This is a genomic window from Methylomonas sp. LL1, from assembly GCF_015711015.1.
Classification (GTDB): Bacteria; Pseudomonadota; Gammaproteobacteria; order Methylococcales; family Methylomonadaceae; genus Methylomonas.
In genome coordinates this window covers 1,277,804-1,295,837 of sequence record NZ_CP064653.1, presented here as the reverse complement: position 1 = coordinate 1,295,837, position 18,034 = coordinate 1,277,804, and the positions used below count along the sequence as shown (strand labels likewise).

Annotated in this window: 12 protein-coding genes; 6 read left to right on the top strand and 6 right to left on the bottom strand. The window is 50.6% G+C overall.

Going from position 1 to position 18,034, the window contains the following annotated elements; translation table 11 throughout:
- Positions 1–409: 409 nt before the first annotated feature.
- Complete coding sequence (locus tag IVG45_RS06360) at positions 410–1,717, top strand: hemolysin family protein (RefSeq protein ID WP_196437026.1); 1,308 nt, start codon at positions 410–412, stop codon at positions 1,715–1,717.
- A gap of 3 nt (positions 1,718–1,720) precedes the next feature.
- On the opposite strand, the gene IVG45_RS06355 is transcribed toward IVG45_RS06360, so the two are convergent.
- Complete coding sequence (locus IVG45_RS06355) at positions 1,721–5,887, bottom strand: bacteriohemerythrin (protein WP_196437025.1); 4,167 nt, start codon at positions 5,885–5,887, stop codon at positions 1,721–1,723.
- A gap of 378 nt (positions 5,888–6,265) precedes the next feature.
- Between IVG45_RS06355 and IVG45_RS06350 the strand changes: the two genes are divergently transcribed.
- A complete protein-coding gene (locus IVG45_RS06350) occupies positions 6,266–8,230 on the top strand; it encodes a CHASE domain-containing protein (protein WP_196437024.1) in 1,965 nt (654 codons plus the stop codon).
- Between the two features lie 134 nt (positions 8,231–8,364).
- On the opposite strand, the gene IVG45_RS06345 is transcribed toward IVG45_RS06350, so the two are convergent.
- From IVG45_RS06345 to pta, 3 genes are all read right to left on the bottom strand, one after another.
- Positions 8,365–9,555, bottom strand: a complete 1,191-nt coding sequence (locus IVG45_RS06345; RefSeq protein ID WP_196437023.1) for an acetate/propionate family kinase — start codon at positions 9,553–9,555, stop codon at positions 8,365–8,367.
- Positions 9,556–9,640: 85 nt separating this feature from the next.
- On the bottom strand, positions 9,641–10,171 hold the full coding sequence (locus tag IVG45_RS06340) for a DUF2380 domain-containing protein (RefSeq protein ID WP_196437022.1): 531 nt from the start codon (positions 10,169–10,171) through the stop codon (positions 9,641–9,643).
- Positions 10,168–12,297, bottom strand: a complete 2,130-nt coding sequence (pta, locus tag IVG45_RS06335) for a phosphate acetyltransferase (protein WP_196437021.1) — start codon at positions 12,295–12,297, stop codon at positions 10,168–10,170. Before pta ends, IVG45_RS06340 begins: the two co-directional genes overlap by 4 nt.
- 225 nt (positions 12,298–12,522) lie before the next feature.
- Here pta and IVG45_RS06330 point away from each other — a divergent pair, with 225 nt between their 5' ends.
- Together IVG45_RS06330 and IVG45_RS06325 are read left to right on the top strand one after the other, a co-directional pair.
- Positions 12,523–13,167, top strand: coding sequence for an FHA domain-containing protein (locus tag IVG45_RS06330; protein ID WP_196437020.1), 645 nt, complete (start codon positions 12,523–12,525; stop codon positions 13,165–13,167).
- Positions 13,168–13,171: 4 nt separating this feature from the next.
- The gene (locus IVG45_RS06325) at positions 13,172–13,540 is read left to right on the top strand and encodes a PilZ domain-containing protein (RefSeq protein ID WP_196437019.1); all 369 of its coding nucleotides are present in this window, start codon (positions 13,172–13,174) and stop codon (positions 13,538–13,540) included.
- Positions 13,541–13,595: 55 nt separating this feature from the next.
- Here the strand turns inward: IVG45_RS06325 and IVG45_RS06320 are convergent, their stop codons facing one another.
- The gene (locus IVG45_RS06320) at positions 13,596–13,892 is read right to left on the bottom strand and encodes a hypothetical protein (protein WP_196437018.1); all 297 of its coding nucleotides are present in this window, start codon (positions 13,890–13,892) and stop codon (positions 13,596–13,598) included.
- 565 nt (positions 13,893–14,457) lie between these two features.
- On the opposite strand from IVG45_RS06320, the gene IVG45_RS06315 reads away from it, so the two are divergent.
- Entirely contained in the window at positions 14,458–15,483 is a 1,026-nt protein-coding gene (locus tag IVG45_RS06315; RefSeq protein ID WP_196437017.1) for an HD domain-containing phosphohydrolase, read from the top strand.
- Between the two features lie 171 nt (positions 15,484–15,654).
- Here the strand turns inward: IVG45_RS06315 and IVG45_RS06310 are convergent, their stop codons facing one another.
- Complete coding sequence (locus tag IVG45_RS06310; RefSeq protein ID WP_230874775.1) at positions 15,655–17,358, bottom strand: methyl-accepting chemotaxis protein; 1,704 nt, start codon at positions 17,356–17,358, stop codon at positions 15,655–15,657.
- Positions 17,359–17,539: 181 nt separating this feature from the next.
- Here IVG45_RS06310 and IVG45_RS06305 point away from each other — a divergent pair, with 181 nt between their 5' ends.
- Positions 17,540–18,025: a low molecular weight protein-tyrosine-phosphatase gene (locus IVG45_RS06305; RefSeq protein ID WP_196437015.1), complete on the top strand. Its 486-nt coding sequence runs from the start codon at positions 17,540–17,542 to the stop codon at positions 18,023–18,025.
- The last annotated feature ends 9 nt before the right edge of the window (positions 18,026–18,034 follow it).

Sequence of the window (18,034 nt, the reverse complement as noted above, 5' to 3'; positions counted from 1 at the left end):
TCTGTTTCGCCTGCAATTTGTAAGGTTCAACAAAACCGGACACTTATTCAGACAGCGTTTTTATAAAACTCCCGCTCGAATTCGAACGGGGACTGATAGCCCTTTGTTGAGAGTGATCGGCGACCATTGTATAAAGCCAAGTAATATCGATCACGCTCAGTTTGGATCGTTTGAAACGTTCATGAAAGCTTGCTTGGATATGATGATAAGGTTTGCTTGAGTTCAACAACTTGGTAACGGATTGTTAGCGTGTTTATTGTGGAATTGCTGTTGAACTCCTTGCTTTCAACGTAACTTGTGATTGGATTTATGGATTCAGGGTAGGGCTTATTTGACTGTTAGTAAACAGTGGTCATTTTAATTTTTAATTCTCGACCCGCATTTTTTGCGAAACGATACGGTTAACCAAATGGATATAGCGCTTATTTTGGTATTGATTTTAATCAACGGCATTTTTGCGATGTCGGAAATGTCGCTGGTTTCCTCCGGCAAGGCCCGGCTGCAAAAGTTGGCCGATGAAAAACGCGCCGGAGCGGATGCCGCTTTGAAGTTGCACGATGATCCCTCGCATTTTTTGTCGACTGTTCAAGTCGGTATTACCTCGGTGGGTATCTTGAGTGGCGCATTGGGCGAGGATGCGCTGACCGAGCCCTTAAAAGCCCAATTCAATCAATTTCCGCTGTTAGCGCCGTATGCCGAAAGCCTGGCCTTGGTGGCGACCGTTATTTTGATCACCTATTTTTCGGTTGTGGTCGGCGAACTGGTCCCGAAACGCCTGGCGTTACTCAGCCCGGAGGGCATTGCGCTGTTCGTGGCTCGGCCGATGAATGCCTTGGCACTGATTGCCAGTCCCTTGGTTTGGCTACTGTCTTCATCCAGCAATTTATTGCTGCGCATCATGAGAGCGCACCAACCGCCACAGGCTACGGTCACCAACGAAGAAATCAAGATTCTGATGGATATGGGTTCGGAAGCGGGGGTGTTTCATGCCAGTGAAGGCCATTTGGTCTCCAACGTTCTAAAACTCGATGAACAGCGCGTCGGCGCCATCATGACCACTCGCAAAGATATTTTCGTGATCGATTTGGCCGATGAAAACCATGAGGTGAACAGTCTTATCGCGGAATGTCCTTATTCAAGAGCGGTGATTTGCCGCGACGGACTGGATAATGTGCAGGGCATTTTGAATCGCAGCGATCTATTGAAAACCCTGATGAATGGCGGAACAGCGGATATAACTAACGTTCTGCGAACGCCACTGTATGTGCCGGACTCCCTAACACTTCCGCATCTTTTAGAGTTTTTCAGGGAAAAACGCTGCGATTTCGCCCTGATCGTGAATGAATACGGCGATTTGGAAGGCCTGGTGACCCTAAGCGATGTACTGAAAGCTATCGTTGGCGACATGCCCACGGCGGATGACGATTTCGATCCCGATGTGGTGCAACGCGACGATGGTTCGTGGCTAGTGGATGGCGGTTTATCGATCAACAGATTGAAATCGGTCATCGGTATGAGCGGCCAGTTTCCAGGCGAAAGCGCCAATTCCTTCAATACCGTGGGGGGATTTATTTTATTTTTTATGGAAAAAATCCCACGGGTTGCGGATAACTTCGTCTACGAGGGCTGGTATTTCGAAGTTGTCGATATTGATGGGACTCGTATAGATAAAGTCCTAGTGGCAAATAGGGCGGAACGGACGAATCCAATCATTTAAAAGCTAATTTCGAGGTTTGGTAAGAGTCAACAACTGCTCGAATTGCTCCAGCGGTAGCGGCTTGCTGAATAGATAACCTTGGTAGTGTTTGCAGTTATTGTCGAATAGAAACCGCCGCTGCTGTTCCGTTTCCACCCCTTCGGCAATAACGCCGAGGTTGAGGCTGGCGGCCATGGCGATGATGGTGCGGACTATGGCTTGATCGCCGCTATCTTCGACAATATCGCGGATGAATGATTGATCGATTTTCAGTTGATTCAACGGTAATTTTTTCAGGTATTGCAGGGAAGAATATCCGGTTCCGAAGTCGTCCAAGGAAAACTGCACGCCGATGGCGCCCAACGCATTCATGGTTTCTATGGTTTCATCGATATTTTCAATCAAAATATTTTCGGTCAGTTCCAGCTTGAGCCGGCTTGGATCGACCGCGTGCTTTTGAAGCGCTGTTTGTACTTGGTTGACGAAATCGATCTGAAAAAATTGCTTGGGGCTGATGTTTATCGATAGCACCAGTTCCCGGGTAGCCGGCTCTTGCCGCCAGGCCTTGAGCCGTGCGCAGGCTGTTTCCAGCAGCCATAGGCCTATGCCAAGGATCATGCCGTTTTCCTCCGCCAGCGGGATGAAGTCGGCGGGAGACACCAAGCCTCGTTCGGGATGTAGCCAACGAATCAAAGCCTCCGCGCCAAATACCCGATCCGAGTTTTCCACTTGGATTTGATAAAACAGTTGAAATTGCCGATTATCGAGCGCCTTGCGTAATTCATTTTCCAGGGAGACTCTGGCAATTACCGCCTCTTGCATCTTCGGGTCGAAAAAACGCAAGGCATTACGGCCTGAAATTTTGGCTTGATACATCGCAATATCGGCATGTTTCAATAGATCGTCGGCCGATCTTTGTTGGCCTTTAAACAGGGTCGCGCCTATGCTGGGTGTACTGATGTAATCGTGCGTGGCCAGCGAGAAAGGCCGGTTGATGGCGGCAATAATTTTTTCACCAATGGCTTCGGTTTGTTGCGCGGCGGTCAATAAATCCTCGCTCAAATTTTCCAGCATCACCACGAATTCGTCGCCGCCCAGCCGGGCAACGGTGTCGCTCTCCCTGACGCAGGTGTTCAAGCGGTCGGAAACCTGTTGCAGCAGCAGGTCACCCATATCATGCCCAAGCGTGTCGTTCAGCGATTTAAAGTTGTCCAGATCGATGAACAGTAGGGCACCGTTACGTCCGGTGTGATGGCTGTTGGCAAGCGCCGGTTTCAAGCGATTCTGCAGCAGGCGCCGATTAGGCAGGCCGGTGAGCGGATCGTAAAAAGCCAAGCGTTCAATTTCCTCGGCCGCCGATTTTCTGAGGCTAATGTCCGATAAGGTGCCGACATAATGGGTGACGCGCCGGCATTGATCCGTTACCGCCTTGATCGTCAGGTATTCCGGATAGACTTCGCCGTTTTTGCGGCGGTTCCAGATTTCACCTTCCCAAGTGCCGCTAGTGGCGATACTTTCCCACATGGCGGCATAAAAGCTTTTATCTTGCCGACCGGACTGGAGGATATGCGGGTTTTTGCCTACCACTTCCGCCGCGGGGTAGCCGGTAATTTCGGTAAAGGCTTGATTGACCCGTAGGATGACGTTATTGGCATCCGTCACCATCATGCCTTCTTGCGATTCAAAAACCGTTGCGGCAATACGCAGTTGATCTTCGGCCCGTTTTCGTTCGCTGATGTCGCGGGTGACGGCCAGATGCACTACCGTGCCATCGGCTTCCTTCATCGGTACGGCGTGGGTTTCCAGCCAGCGACGGCCGCCTTTTAAGCCTATCACTTCATATTCCAATTGCGCGGATTGGCCGGCAATGACTCTGGCATGCATGTCGGCGAAAGCCTTGCGGTATTCGGGCGCGATGACATTCAGCACCGGTTGCGCGAGAACCTGTTCCAATCCGTCCGCCTCTATCATTGCCAATCCGGCGGGATTCATTTGCACCAGTCGGCCCTGGGCATCAACGATCTTGATACATTCCGGTTCGTTCTCGATGATGGTGCGTAGGTGGGATTCGCTATCGCTAAGCCTGGCTTCAATCCGCTTACGCTCGGTTATATTGCGGGCGGTGGCGAGCACCCCCAACACCGTACCATTGCCATCCCGATAAACCGAGGCGTTATAGAGTACCTCGGTGATCTTGCCCGAGGCATGGCGAATGGTGAGCGGAAAATCGGTCACGAAACCTTGCGAGAATACCAGCTGATAACCGGCGCGTGCATCGGCGGGATCGGTGAAATAATCGGCAAAGTCGCTGCCGATCAGTTTTTCTCGGCCCACGCCGGTTACCCACTCGGTAGCGGTATTGACGTCGGTAATCTTGCCCGCCGCGCTAATCGTTACCAAGGGATCCAAACTGGCTTCGATTAAGCTTCGGGCGTATTGCGCGGCTGATTGAGCGGCCTCCTCGGCCTTTTTTCGATCGCTGATATCGACAAAAGTGGCGATTGCACCGGTCATCACACCGTTGGTAACAATAGGCTGTGCCCGGTATTCGACCGGTATTCCCACGCCATCCGAACGCCAAAAAACCTCGTCCGTTAAGTGAATTTCTTGATGGTGAAGACAGGTGTCATGTATCTTGCATTGCTCGGCGGGAAAATGGCTGCCGTCCGGGTGAGAATGATGAATCAGGTCATGGATCGGTTTGCCGATGATCTGCTCGGTGTTTTCGTAGCCCAATATTTGCAGGAATGAACGGTTTACAAAGCCGCAGACACCTTCGGTATCGACCCCATATACGCCTTCGGCCATGGAGTTCAACAAGGAATCCATTTGTTGATGAGACTCTAGCAGCGCCTTCTCGGCCTGCTTACGCTGCGTGATGTCATGCATGACTACCAGTATATGCGCGCCTTGGGCATCATCGGCGCAGCCGGTTGCGTGGATTTGGACGATACGCCGTTCCCCATGTTTCCGGGTGATGGCCCATTCCTGATCCTGAATAGGATCGCCTTGTTGCAAGCGCCGCATACACAGTCTGGCTTGCTGTTGAATGGCGGGATCGGTATAGATCGTCCGGTACCAGCCCAGCCGATTCATCTCTTCCAGGCTAAAGCCGGTAATTGCCCGCATGCTGGGGTTCCAGACCGTGAAGCGGACATGGGGTTCTTCGTCTATCTGATGGAATACCGCAATACCATTGACTTCGGCATTGATTACGGCTTGGGTGAATGCCAATTGATCGACCAGATCGCGCTCGAGTCGCTTGCGTTCGGTGATATCTTCCTTGATAGCCAGATAATGGCTGACGCTACCGTCGGCCTGGTGTATGGGCGAAATTTGAGCGAGTTCGACATATTCACTGCCATCCTTGCGCCTGTTGATGAATTCGCCTTCCCATACCCTGCCTTGAGTCAAGGCAGCCCACATCCGTTCGAAGGTTTCCTGGGGCGTTTTACCGGATTGCAAGAGCCGTGGGTTTTGTCCGATGGCTTCGCCGCGATCATAGCCGGTTGCGTTTAAGAATGCCTCGTTGACAAACTCGATGGTGGCATCCCGGTTGGTAATCACTATCGAGCTGGGACTCTGTTCCACCGCCAGGGATAGTTTTAACAAGGATTCTTCATCGCGTTTGCGCTGGGACAGTTCGCGCATCAGTTGCAAGGCATTGCTGGACAGGTTTTCGTAAATGGACAGAATCAGGTCGATCAATACTGGCGTAGTCCCGCTCATTTTCTCGGCCGCGAGTTTTTTGGCCGACTCCAAGGTCATGCCCGATTGCATGCCTAGCACTATCATGGCCATATGCCGGTCGCTTTCCAGGATATGAGCCGCCAACCAGCGCGTCAGGAATGCCAGCACCTGTTCAAGTACCGCATTGGCCGGTTGGCTACTCTGCTTGGCTTTAATTTTTAAGACTGTGTCTATAAAGCTGTCATGCGTCGCTTTGTGCCGTGTTTCCAGTTCATCGTCCGCTAAATACCGATGCCAAATGGTGGCTTCCGTTTGGAAGTGATGAAGGGCATAGTCGGCAAGTTCATCGAAAATGATATTCAAAGCCGGAAGGTCGGATTCAAATGCGATATGGCTGGCCAGCACATTCAGCAATTGCACTAATTTTCGATGCTGTTGATCAATTTTGGGTACGCCTGTATTGAAATTTTCATTCCAGGGGAAAATATCAATCGAATTCATGTTACCCATTGATCAGTTAACCTTCATTTGTGACCGCGTGTACATTGAGTTTCATTTTTCCAGCTCCGCGGGAGACGATGTTAGACCTGGCATAAAGTGAGAGTAACTGGAAGATCTAAATGGATGAAGGATTGATTTCACGCGGAGTATGGAAGACTAGGATACAGTCGTTCCATGGCTGGTTTAGCAGGATTTTAGCATTTATGTTAGCTGCTTCATCGTATTGATTTAATCGTCTCAAGGCATCAATTTTAAAAAAAGGCTAACATTGAATAGCATGAAGTCCGGTTTACAGCTAACGCGCCTAGCGCGAGGTAAACAGATGTTGGTTAACTTTATGCTCCAAAACCGCTTTATTGATCACCAGGAGATATACAAGTGCCTATTCCACACGGTTCACGAGTAGCCTCATCAAGACCCTGGCGCAGTAGGTTGCTGGTGACGGGGAGCGTGTATCTGATTTTGACCGTGGGACTGCTGATTACCGTCGTTATGTGGTATGCCACCGAGCGCACTATCGAACGCAATACCCAAGCCTATTTTAATTTTAGGGTGAATCACCTGATGGAGAGCATAGACAAGCGTTTGGAGACTTACCAACAAGTGCTTTATGGCGCCCGTGGCTTGTTTGCTGCTTCCGATGCGGTGGAGCGTGGCGAGTTTCGCGAATACATTTCCGCGATGCATCTTGATCAACGTTACCCCGGCATCCAGGGCGTGGGTTTTTCAGTGATAGTGCCGAAGGATAAAAAGGACAGTCATATAAGGAACCTGCGGGAGCAAGGTTTTCCGGATTATCAAATTTATCCTCCCGGCGAACGAGAAAGTTATACCTCCATCATTTACCTGGAGCCCTTTGCCGGGCGCAATTTACGTGCGTTCAGTTACGACATGTTTTCGGAGCCGGTACGGCGGCAGGCCATGATTTTTGCCCGTGACAACAATTCTATCGGCCTGTCGGGCAAGGTTACCTTAGTGCAGGAAACCGATAGCGACATACAATTTGGTTTTTTGATGTATTTACCGGTTTACCGGAATGGTCAGCCTGTTGGCGACGAGCAGCAACGCAGAGCCAATATCATAGGCTGGGTCTACGCCCCCTTCCGAATCAAGGATTTTATGGCGGGCATCGGTGGCGAACGGGCCGGTGATTTGCATCTAAGCATCTACGACGACCGGCAGGCATCCCAGTCCGACCTGATGTACAGCGATCATAACCAACAAATTTCCGAACAAGCACTCAGCACGACGCGGCAATTATCGTTGGGGGGGCGTACCTGGACTCTGGTGATACATAGCGAGCCGGGTCTACAACATTGGCTCAGCAGATACCACCCATTGATTATCTTGGTCAACGGTGTGATTTTGAGCTTGCTACTGGCGCTACTGATGCGGCAGTTAATCGCGCATGAAAAGGCTTTGTCATTGGCGGCGGCTACCAATCACGAGCTGCAGGAAAGCGAGGCTCGTTTCAGATTAATGGCGGACTCCGCGCCGGTGATGATCTGGATGGCGGACGTAGACCAGTCGGCTATCTGGTTCAACAAGCACTGGCTGGATTTTACCGGGCGCACACTGACGGAAGAAACCGGCCATGGCTGGTTGGTGTCCGTCGATCCCGCCCAACTTGAGTTGGTGGGCAAACTACTGAACTGGCATTTTCAATTGCATAAGCCTTTCAGCGTGGAGTTTAGGCTTAGGCGTTTTGACGGAGAATATCGCTGGATCATCAACACCGGCGTGCCGCGCTTCGACGAGAATACTAACTTTGTCGGCTTCATCGGTTCGTGCATCGACATCACTCAGCATAAGCGGATGGAGGAAGAATTGTGGGAGCTGGCTACTACCGACGGGTTGACCGGCTTTTTTAATAGGCGTCATTTTTTGGTGCGATTGCAAGAAGAATTCAACCGGATGCAACGCAATGCGGAGTTGGAATCCGCGGTTTTGATGCTGGATCTCGATTATTTCAAGCGGATTAATGATACTCATGGGCATGCCGCGGGCGACGCGGTTCTGAAACACTTTGCCGATATTATTCGTAGGCAACAGCGTAAGATCGATGTGGTAGGGCGTCTAGGCGGCGAGGAATTCGCCATTATCCTACCCGATACCGATTTGTCCGAAGCTCGTGTGTTTGCCGAGCGTCTGCGCAAAACATTGGCGGATTCTCCGTTACGTCACCAGAACATATTTCTGGAGGTGACGGTTTCTATCGGTATCGCCCTATTAACGGCTGGCAGTAAAAACCCCGATAGTGTTTTGAGCGAAGCCGATCGCGCCCTCTATTCCGCCAAGGAGGGGGGGAGAAATCGTGTGGTTTTATCGCCGGCTCAACGGTAGAGGAACTTGGACGGCGTAAGCCAATGTCGCCAACAAACGGCATCAAACCGGTAACATGAGCCGCTGACCGAACTGTCGAAGTCAGCTACTCGCATCGGTTCCGCTTGACGGGCAGTTTGTCACCGCAGCTGCCCCTATCCCGAAACTTGTTGTTGAATACAGGCTTGAGCCTGAATCGCAATTTCCAGTTCTTCTTGCGTACCGATGACCAGCACCTGGACTGGTGAATCGGCGGGACTGATCCGCGCGCAGGGTCGATTGGCGGCAAGATTTTGTTCGCTATCGATAACGATACCGAGCACGGATAGGCCCGCGCAACATTGCTGGCGCAGCCAGGCATCGTTTTCGCCGATGCCGCCGGTGAAAACCAGCGCATCGATACGGCCAAGTACCGCAACATAGGCGCCGATGTATTTCTTGATCCGGTAAGCATACATGGCCAGGGCCAGACGCGCGGTTTCATCGCCGCTTTCGGCCATCCGGTGAATGCCGCGCATGTCGTTTTCACCGCAAATACCCTTGCAGCCGCTGCTTTTATTCAACAAGTTTTCAATCTCATCCAGCGAAAGCCCCAGCGTGCGGCTCAGGTAGAAATGCAGCGCCGGGTCAATATCGCCGCAACGAGTCCCCATCATCAGCCCCTCAAGCGGAGTCATGCCCATTGAGGTATCGATACTGCGGCCGTTTTCGATCGCGGTAATGCTGGCCCCGTTACCCAAGTGCAGCGTAATCATGTTCAGCGCGGTCAATGCTTTGCCGAGAAATTGCGCGGCCTGCTTGGCCACATAATGATGAGACGTTCCATGAAAGCCATAGCGGCGCACGCCTTGATCCTTATAAAGCGTGTTCGGCAAGGCATAACGATAGGCATAATCCGGCAGGCTATGGTGGAAAGCGGTATCGAAAACAGCCACTTGTGGAATGTCGCCCATCAGCCGTAGCGCTTCTTGTATGCCGAGCAAGTTGGCGGGGTTATGCAGTGGCGCCAACGGAATCACGCTGGCAATTTGTTGAGTCACATCGGCTGTGATCAAGGCCGGTTCCCGAAAAAATTCGCCGCCATGAACCACCCGGTGGCCGATACAGGCCGGCTGGCCGGCGCCCGTGGCGGACAGCACGCAAAACAGATCTTGCAAGGCTTGCTGGTGGTTATTAATGATTTTTTCCGCCGAATTCGGCTGTTCGTCGGCCAGGCGATAGCGGTGCACGGCCAGCGATTCGCCGATGCGCTCGATAATGCCGGTCAACAAGACGGATTGATCGGCCATGTCGAACAGACTGTATTTAATAGAGGAACTGCCGGCGTTTAGAACGAGAATGTTCATAAATTCCTTGTTTTTTGGGTGACTTTGATTTGGTAAATCTCGCGTAAGATTTTGACCATGCCGAATTTTGCAGAGGATAGGGATTTTAAGGTTGTTGTTTCAGTTTGCCGGGTGGCGGCGGGGTGTAGCGATTTTCCAAGGTATCATCAATTTTGACGGCCAAACTTTCCACGGCTTTGATGACCAGGTCAATATTCGGCCCCTTGGACTCGGTGATATAGCTGCCGATCAGTTTTTGGTCGCCGACCCGGACCAAGTTGCCGATCAAATAAGCAAACAAAAAACTGGGTTTGTGTAGTCTGCCCACCAGCACGTAATCGGCGGCAAACTGTTTGCCCAGGTTGGCGGCGGCATCGGCGTGGTCGAACAGATAGCCGACTCCGCTAGTGGCGTCCTGTTGGGCGGACAACGGAATATGGATTATTTGATAACCGGCCGAGGCTAATTCGTGTTCCAGTAAGGGCTTGATCGAGGCTGTACGCTTGATTTCGGCGGGAATGCCGGGGGCTAGTGTTAAATCCTTCAGTTCGAAATCCAGAACGGCAATTCGAGGCGCGGCGGTTAAGCAAAAGCTCGGCGCGCTCAAAGCAAACAGCAAAATCAGGCGAACGATCATGATTCATCACACTCCTGTGCTTGGATGGCGGTAATGATCACGGTATTGACGATGTCCGGCACGGTGCAGCCTCGGCTAAGGTCGTTAACCGGTTTATTCAGGCCTTGCAGCACGGGGCCTATCGCAAGCGCGTCCGACGAACGCTGCACGGCCTTGTAGGTATTGTTGCCGGTGTTCAAATCGGGAAAGATGAATACGGTGGCTTGGCCCGCGACTTCACTATTGGGTAACTTGGTTTTGGCCACGCCAAAGTCGACGGCGGCATCATACTGCATGGGGCCTTCCAGTTTTAAATCCGGGCGCAGGCTTTTGGCGATTTTGACCGCTTCCCGGACTTTATCCACGGCTTCGCCCTTGCCCGAGTCACCGGTGGAATAAGACAGCATGGCCACTCTCGGTTCGATATTGAACATCTTGGCGGTATCGGCGGCGCTAATGGCAATGTCGGCCAATTCCCGCGCATTCGGATTTGGATTGACCGCGCAGTCGCCATAAACCAGTACTTCATCCTCCAAGCACATGAAAAACACGCTGGAAACGATAGAGGCGCCGGGTTTGGTTTTGATGATTTCAAAGGCCGGGCGTATGGTGTGTTGGGTCGAATGCACGGCACCGGATACCATGCCGTTGGCAAAGCCGAGATGGATCATCAGGGTGCCGAAATAGCTGACGTCGGCCATTAAATCGAATGCGGTGGCATAAATGATGTTTTTATGTTTCCGCGCTTCGTAATAAGCCTGGGCAAACAGTGGGCGCAATTCGGAGGTCATCGGATCGATGATTTCCACATCGTTCAGTTTCAACGCCAAGGATTGAATTTTCTGGCGTATCTCGGTTTCGTTACCGAGCAGGGTAATTTTGACCACGTCCCGCAGCAACAAAATTTCGGCGGCGCGCAATATGCGTTCCTCGCCACCCTCCGGCAACACGATATGTTGTTTTTTCGCCTTGGCGCGTTGTATCAGATCGTATTCGAACATTAGCGGCGTCATTTTATGGGTGACTTTGCTGCGCAGCTGCAAGCGAATTTCGTTCATGTTGATATTGCTTTCCACCAGGCCCAGAGCTTTGGCGATTTTTCTTTCGTCCTGCGAATGCAAGCGGGCGGGAACCTGGCTAACGCGCATGGCGGTGGTGAACGTATCGGAATCGACTCCCATCACCGCAAACGGAGCGTCGCCCAGGCCGTCAATGAGCGCCTGAACCTGGCGGCCTGGTTCCTGGTGTCCAGTCAGCAACAGGCCGGAAATTTGCGGATAATTGGCCGAATGATAGGCCATCAGGCTAGCCAGGATAATATCGGAACGGTCGCCAGGGGTGATGATCAAATCGCCTTGTTCGACATAATCCAGAAAATCCGGTACCAGCATGGCCGCGACTTTATAATGATAAACCTCGCGGCTCAGGGCATTGTTGTCGCCGGAAAACATTTTGGCGCCTAGAGCGTGGGCGATATTGCCCATGGTGGGTTTTTCCAGCGAGAGTTCGGCGGGAACCACATAAATCGGGAAGTTGGCATGATGAATCAAGATGTCGCGCAAAGTCTCGACTTGCTGTTGGTCCACGCTGTTGATGACTACCGCCAATACATCGCTGTCGTGTTCGTGCAACTCATGTTTTAGCCGGGCAAGGCTGTTTAAAATCTGCAGATTATCCTGATTGATGCCATGCATGATAGGCATCATCAGGCAATCGAGATTATTGGCTACGTCGGCGTTAAAGCCGAATTCAAAAATCGAATCGCCGTGCACATAGTCGGGTCCCACGCACAATACATAATCGCATTGGGCTTTCAGTGCGCGATATTTGGCCAGAATGATTTTGTGTAATTCATCGTATTGTTCGTCGGCCAGCAGTTCTCGAGCCTGATCACTTTTACAGCCATACATGGCTTCATAGGGTAAATCGGGTTGGTAGCGATAACTGATAAATTGAATTAATTCATCTTTTTTTCCGCCGGCGTGCACGATCGGTCGAAAGAAACCGACTTTACCGGCATAGCCGGTTAGCATATCCATCATGGCCAGCATAATGATGGATTTGCCACTATTGCGATCGGCGCCGGTGATATAAATGTTCTGCGAAATTAAGGATGGGTTCTCGATTTCTGCGGGGGAAGTAGTCATCGTCGTCTGTTGGGTATGGTGGCTGGGCTGATTTTAATGTAAATTCACCGAAACGATAGCGGTTTATATTACAGGTTTTGGACTCGGGCTTATCGGTTTTTCCTGATGAATCGGCGCTAACAGGCCTCCCAAATTGTGAAATTGAAAATAAATATTGATAACTCTGCAAGCTTGCTTATTGCGTCTATACTACAATCCGGTCGCAGGGACTTTTAGAAATCAACAATGGCAAAATTTACCATTTACTTTAAAGATAAACCCATTCATTCAGGTATTTATGATGCCGGTGTGGTACACATCGGTCGTGATGATTCCAATGAACTCGTGGTTGACAGTCTGGCTGTCGCTCCGGCGCATGCAGTGGCGGTGATTAAGGACGGCAGTTGCGTCATCAAGCAGTTGAATGAGAAATTTCCGCTATTGGTCAATAATCATCCCTCCAGGGAATGGAATTTGCAAAACAACGATGTGATCAATATTGGCAAACACTATATCGTTTACAACACGACCGAATCAGTCGCCGATTTTGCTCAATATACTTCGATGGCGTCGGCGGGTGATGTTGATCAGCATGAACTTAGCCAAAAACTGGAGGAGGGCGGTAAACTTCAGGAAGCCAATTTACAGGTGATGGATGGTCCGCATATAGGCCGTATTTTACCGTTGAAAAAAGCCATGACCCGCCTGGGCCGATCCGGAGGTGGAGTGGCTGTAATTTCACGGCGCAAGGATGGATATTATATGTCGGCCCTACAGGGTCACGAGGGTTTGATGGTCAACAAACAACCCTTGGGTGAAAACACCGTGCAGTTGCACAATAACGACATTATCGAGGTGGATAAAACGCCGATGATGTTCTTTTTGGAATAATGCGATGCCGACAGAAGTTGTTAACGATAAAAGGCATTTTCAGCGTATTTTCTACAACGCCGAGGCTATGTTGGAGAATGGTAATGATGCCTTGCCATGCAAAATTATCGATATTTCCTTAAAAGGATGTTTTTTAGGTTTTGATCGGCCATGGTCTGGATCGACCGACACTCTTTATAGCTTGATGCTCAGTCTATCCGATGACGTACATATCGCCATGAAGCTCAAATTTTCGCATGGCACGGGTACCCAAATTGGTTTTAAATGTGACCATATCGACATCGATAGCATGACTAACCTGCGTCGATTGGTGGAGCTGAATCTTGGCGACAGCGCCATGCTTAACCGTGAATTAAGTGCTTTGATTGGCTGATAACGCTGCTGTAAACGAGCCGGATGTAGCCATGCCGGCACGGCTACACTATAGACTACCCCGGTTGGTCTTCCCGAATATTCGAGGCAAGACCCCAACCCCTGTTTTTGTCCACCCACTTCATGCTGAGCCAATACCATAGTGTCATCGGCAGCATCATCGAAAACCACTCCCAGTCGTCGATTAAAAATAAATTTTTAATCCAACCATTATTCTCAAAATAATTGACCCACGGAATACAATAAGCGCTAAACAGCAAACTGCTCCAGATCAGAATCAGTGCGCCTTTGCGAGTTTCGATACTCGATAACGCCAGAAAAACCCATAAAGGCATACCCTTGTCTTTTTGCATTTTGTCTCCCTTAAAAAATTGCCTGATTCCATAATGGATAGTGTCGATTTAATTGGCTGACTAAACCGGCCTATGATTTTACATGATTATCCGCTCTTTTCGAATTCTCCGTTGAAGGTCGTCTTATCATCATCCGGTCGAGAGTTGTTCGTGCGTGGAGTGAGGCCGAGGCGCCGGAGGATATAGTAGTATTAAGCCTCAAGATGCTGTTAGTATTGCCTAATGAATTGCGGTACGAGTTGATGGATTCGTTGGAAGGTGCTTGAAAGCGCGCGTATAGGGTTTTTTATACACCTGGCGTGGGATAGTACAACCAAAAGCCGTGGAATGCCTTGGCTCATCGTGCCGAACATTTTGACTATCGTGTCATCTTAGGCCATTTTCCGCGAAAACTATACCCGACTGACTGGTCTCTTTGCCCAACTGACGCAGCTCGAAAAAGGATGCAGTATGCAACTTTGCAGCCTTTTCCGATCCTTGTGGCGGACAAAAATCCGGCGCCATCCAGGTATCTTTATTCCTGGCAATCGCCCTAAGAGCACTAGAGGCTAATAGAGAATAACCAATGGAAGATAAAGGCATAATTCTCGTCGTTGATGATACCCCGGCTTCCCTGAAGCTGTTGACTAACCTGCTAAAGGAGGAGGGGTATAAGGTACGCTCCGCTATCAACGGCGAGCTGGCTCTGCATTCCGCCGCTGGCAATCCGCCTGAATTGATATTGCTGGATATTTGCATGCCGGAAATGGACGGTTATGAAGTCTGCCGAAGGCTCAAGCACCAAGCCGATACCCATAATGTGCCAGTGATTTTTGTCAGCGCCGTCACCGACACTGATGAGAAGGTCAAAGGCTTTGAGTTGGGCGCGGTCGATTTTGTCACCAAGCCCTACCAGCGTGAAGAACTATTGGCGCGGGTGAGAACCCATTTGGAAGTCAATCGGCTACGCAATCGTCTGGAAGAGCTGGTGGACGAGCGTACCGGAAAACTGGTTGAAAGCGAAAAAAAGCTCAGAGCCGGTCTGTTGGATTTTATCGCGGCCATGGCCGCCACCGTGGAAATGCGCGACCCTTATACTGCGGGCCATCAACGGCGTGTCGCCAATCTGGCGGTAGCGATCGGCCGGGAGCTACCGTTAGCGGAAGATCAATTGGAAGGTCTGCATCTGGCCGGCGTGGTGCATGATGTCGGCAAGATTCCGGTGCCGGCCGAAATACTCAGTATGCCGAGGCGACTCAGTGAGATTGAATTTAACCTGATCAAGGAACACTCAAAAACAGGTTACGAAATCATGAAATCGATCGATTTCCCTTGGCCGATTTCCCAGGCGATTTTGCAACACCACGAACGCCTGGACGGATCAGGTTATCCGCAAGGCCTTAAGGGGCGGGATATTCTGCTTGAAGCCAAGATTTTGGCCGTAGCCGATGTGGTCGAAGCGATGGCGTCGCATCGACCCTATCGTCCGGGCTTGGGGATAGCTGCGGCGCTGGAAGAAATAGAAAACAACAGTGGGGTTTTATATGATTCCGCAGTGGCTAGCGTGTGTCTAAAGCTGTTTAGACAACTAGGCTATCAATTACCCGCCTGAAACGCCACGCGGCAAGCCTTAAGGTGCTGTCATGGATTGGGCACTATTCAATCGTTAAACCCATGCCTATGCCATGCGGAGTTAAGGAAGCCTAACATAGCGAAAATTTACGGTAGAGCGCGCGGAAAAAGCCCAACGCATTATATCGTTAGGCTTTTTCGCAAAAAACTTCTAGGTTCTGAAATTGCCCACAGTGGAACGCAATTGATTGGCCAGCTCCAGCAGCTCATGACAGGCGTCGGCGGTGTTTTTGGCGCCCAATGAGGTTTCCTCCGAGACATGGCTGATGTTGCTGATGTTGCGGTTAATTTCCTCGGCCACGGCGGTTTGCTCTTCCGCCGCGCTGGCAATTTGATTGTTCATGTCGTTGATGGTGTCTATTCTTTCACTGATGGACGTGATGGAACCACCCGCGGAGGCGGCCTGATCGACGCTGGATGCCGCCCGTTTTCGGCCGTTGTCCATCACCGAAACGGCTTGTTTGGCACGGTCTTGCAAGCGTTCTATGGTTTTTTGGATTTCCAGCGTTGAGTTCTGAGTCCGGCTGGCCAGCGTTCTGACTTCATCGGCCACCACCGCGAAACCCCGGCCTTGTTCGCCCGCTCTTGCCGCTTCGATGGCTGCATTGAGCGCCAGTAGGTTGGTTTGTTCGGCGATGCCTTGAATCACGCCCAGCACCTCGCCGATACTGTTGCTGTCGTTTTCCAATTCATGGATCACATTGGCGGCGTTTTCGACTTCGGTGGCCAGGCTGTTAATACCGTTGACCGCGTCATTGACGATGTTCTTGCCGCTGGTAGCCTCTCTGTCGGCGGTTTCGGCGGCTTCCGAAGCTCTGACGGCATTTCTGGCAACTTCTTGTACGGTGGCGGTCATTTGTTTCATGGCATTCGCCACTAAGGTGGTTTCCTGCAGCTGTCTTTCGACACCTTTTTGGGTGGTTTGGGTGATCGTAGCCAATTTATGCGAGGCGCTGGCCAGCTTTTCACTGGTAACGCTGATTTCATCGACTGTTTTGGCGATCTTTTTGACGAAGGAGTTAAAGCTGGAGGCAACCCAGGCGAACTCTGACTTCCCGGAAGCATTCAATCGTGCGCGCAAATCACCTTCGCCGCTGCAGATTTGTTGCAAGCTCAACGCTAGATCGGTCAAGGGGCTGATAATAATATTGTTCATTACAAAATAGCCGGTGCTGCCAATCAAAAACAGGCCCAGCACCAGAAAGCCGATGGCGTAATACATTTCGGTTTTAAAGTTGGCAAAGGCCACGTCAAACGGCGTAATGATTTCGAAAGCCCCGTGCAGGTCGCCGGCGCGGCGGTTTTCCATCGGATAACCCAGCAAATCTTGGCCCTTGTCGTTATTCCACAATGCTTGTGAAGTGCTTGGGTCGCCATGGCAGAGTTCGCATTGTTTGACCATTTTTACCGGTCTGAAATAGCGAATTTCCTGTTTCTCGTCGTCTACGACGCTATATTCTTTCAAAGATGGATCGCTCTGGAATTTATCCAAAACCTGACGTTCTATTTCATCGGGATTATTGCGTGGAGGGTTGCGCGGATTGAGGGCGGGGGCCTTAAAGCGGAAACCGCCTTCCTTGGCCTTGGCCTCGATCACGTCCCAGGCATTGGCGGTTGGAACCGTGGCAATAATCAGTTCCCTGCTCTTGGCCCTGTCTTGATTCTGGGTCAACTGCATCAGTTGTTCGGGAGAGTAGATGCCGCTCTCCCATTTTTTGACGACGTTATCGCGGATGGATTCCGATACCAAAAGTAGTTGTCGAGAGGTCTCGATTTTGCGATCGATAAGGTTTTGTTTTTGGACATTCGAAAAAATAACCAAAACCCCAATCCCTACAACAGTCAGCACTGCCATGGTAATCGCGACTACTTTCACACCCACAGAATGCCAGTTCATCATCAACATCCGAAACTCCTGATAACGCTTTTAAAATTATTTTTCTTAATGCTATCTATCGCTAGCTACATCGCTAAAGACAGGCGGCGAGAGTATAGCTTACAATCTATCGACCCTAAATTAAAAAACTTTATCAGCCATGAGGAAAATCAAGATTTTATTTGTCTGCATGGGCAATATTTGTCGTTCGCCCACTGCCGAAGGCGTGTTTATTTCCCTGTTGTCCGCCCGCAATTTAACCGATGTGTTTCATGTCGATTCGGCCGGTACGCATGCCTATCATGTTGGTGATGCACCGGATCTGCGGGCACAGAAAGCCGCAAGAGATAGAGGCGTGGAGTTAAAGCATCTTAAGGCCCGTAAGGTCAAGGATGATGACTTTGAAAGCTTCGATCATATCTTGGTGATGGACGATGAAAATCACGCCATAATGTATGAGCTCTGTCCTGATCAGCATAAGCACAAGATTCGGCACTTTCTGGATTATGCGCCTCATCTGCAACAGCGCGAAGTACCGGATCCCTACTATGGCGGTACCTACGGCTTTGAACGTGTTCTTGACATGGTGGAAGCCGCATCCGAGGGTTTTCTCGACTTTCTGCAACGCGAAGGCGTATTAACATAAATTTTGGGA

Coding starts and splice junctions, on each gene's coding strand:
- IVG45_RS06325 (WP_196437019.1), top strand. CDS start 13,172: ATGCCGACAGAAGTTGTTAACGATAAAAGGCATTTTCAGCGTATTTTC.
- IVG45_RS06310 (WP_230874775.1), bottom strand. CDS start 17,358: ATGGCAGTGCTGACTGTTGTAGGGATTGGGGTTTTGGTTATTTTTTCG.
- pta (WP_196437021.1), bottom strand. CDS start 12,297: ATGACTACTTCCCCCGCAGAAATCGAGAACCCATCCTTAATTTCGCAG.
- IVG45_RS06305 (WP_196437015.1), top strand. CDS start 17,540: ATGAGGAAAATCAAGATTTTATTTGTCTGCATGGGCAATATTTGTCGT.
- IVG45_RS06355 (WP_196437025.1), bottom strand. CDS start 5,887: ATGAATTCGATTGATATTTTCCCCTGGAATGAAAATTTCAATACAGGC.
- IVG45_RS06330 (WP_196437020.1), top strand. CDS start 12,523: ATGGCAAAATTTACCATTTACTTTAAAGATAAACCCATTCATTCAGGT.
- IVG45_RS06345 (WP_196437023.1), bottom strand. CDS start 9,555: ATGAACATTCTCGTTCTAAACGCCGGCAGTTCCTCTATTAAATACAGT.
- IVG45_RS06360 (WP_196437026.1), top strand. CDS start 410: ATGGATATAGCGCTTATTTTGGTATTGATTTTAATCAACGGCATTTTT.
- IVG45_RS06320 (WP_196437018.1), bottom strand. CDS start 13,892: ATGCAAAAAGACAAGGGTATGCCTTTATGGGTTTTTCTGGCGTTATCG.
- IVG45_RS06315 (WP_196437017.1), top strand. CDS start 14,458: ATGGAAGATAAAGGCATAATTCTCGTCGTTGATGATACCCCGGCTTCC.
- IVG45_RS06340 (WP_196437022.1), bottom strand. CDS start 10,171: ATGATCGTTCGCCTGATTTTGCTGTTTGCTTTGAGCGCGCCGAGCTTT.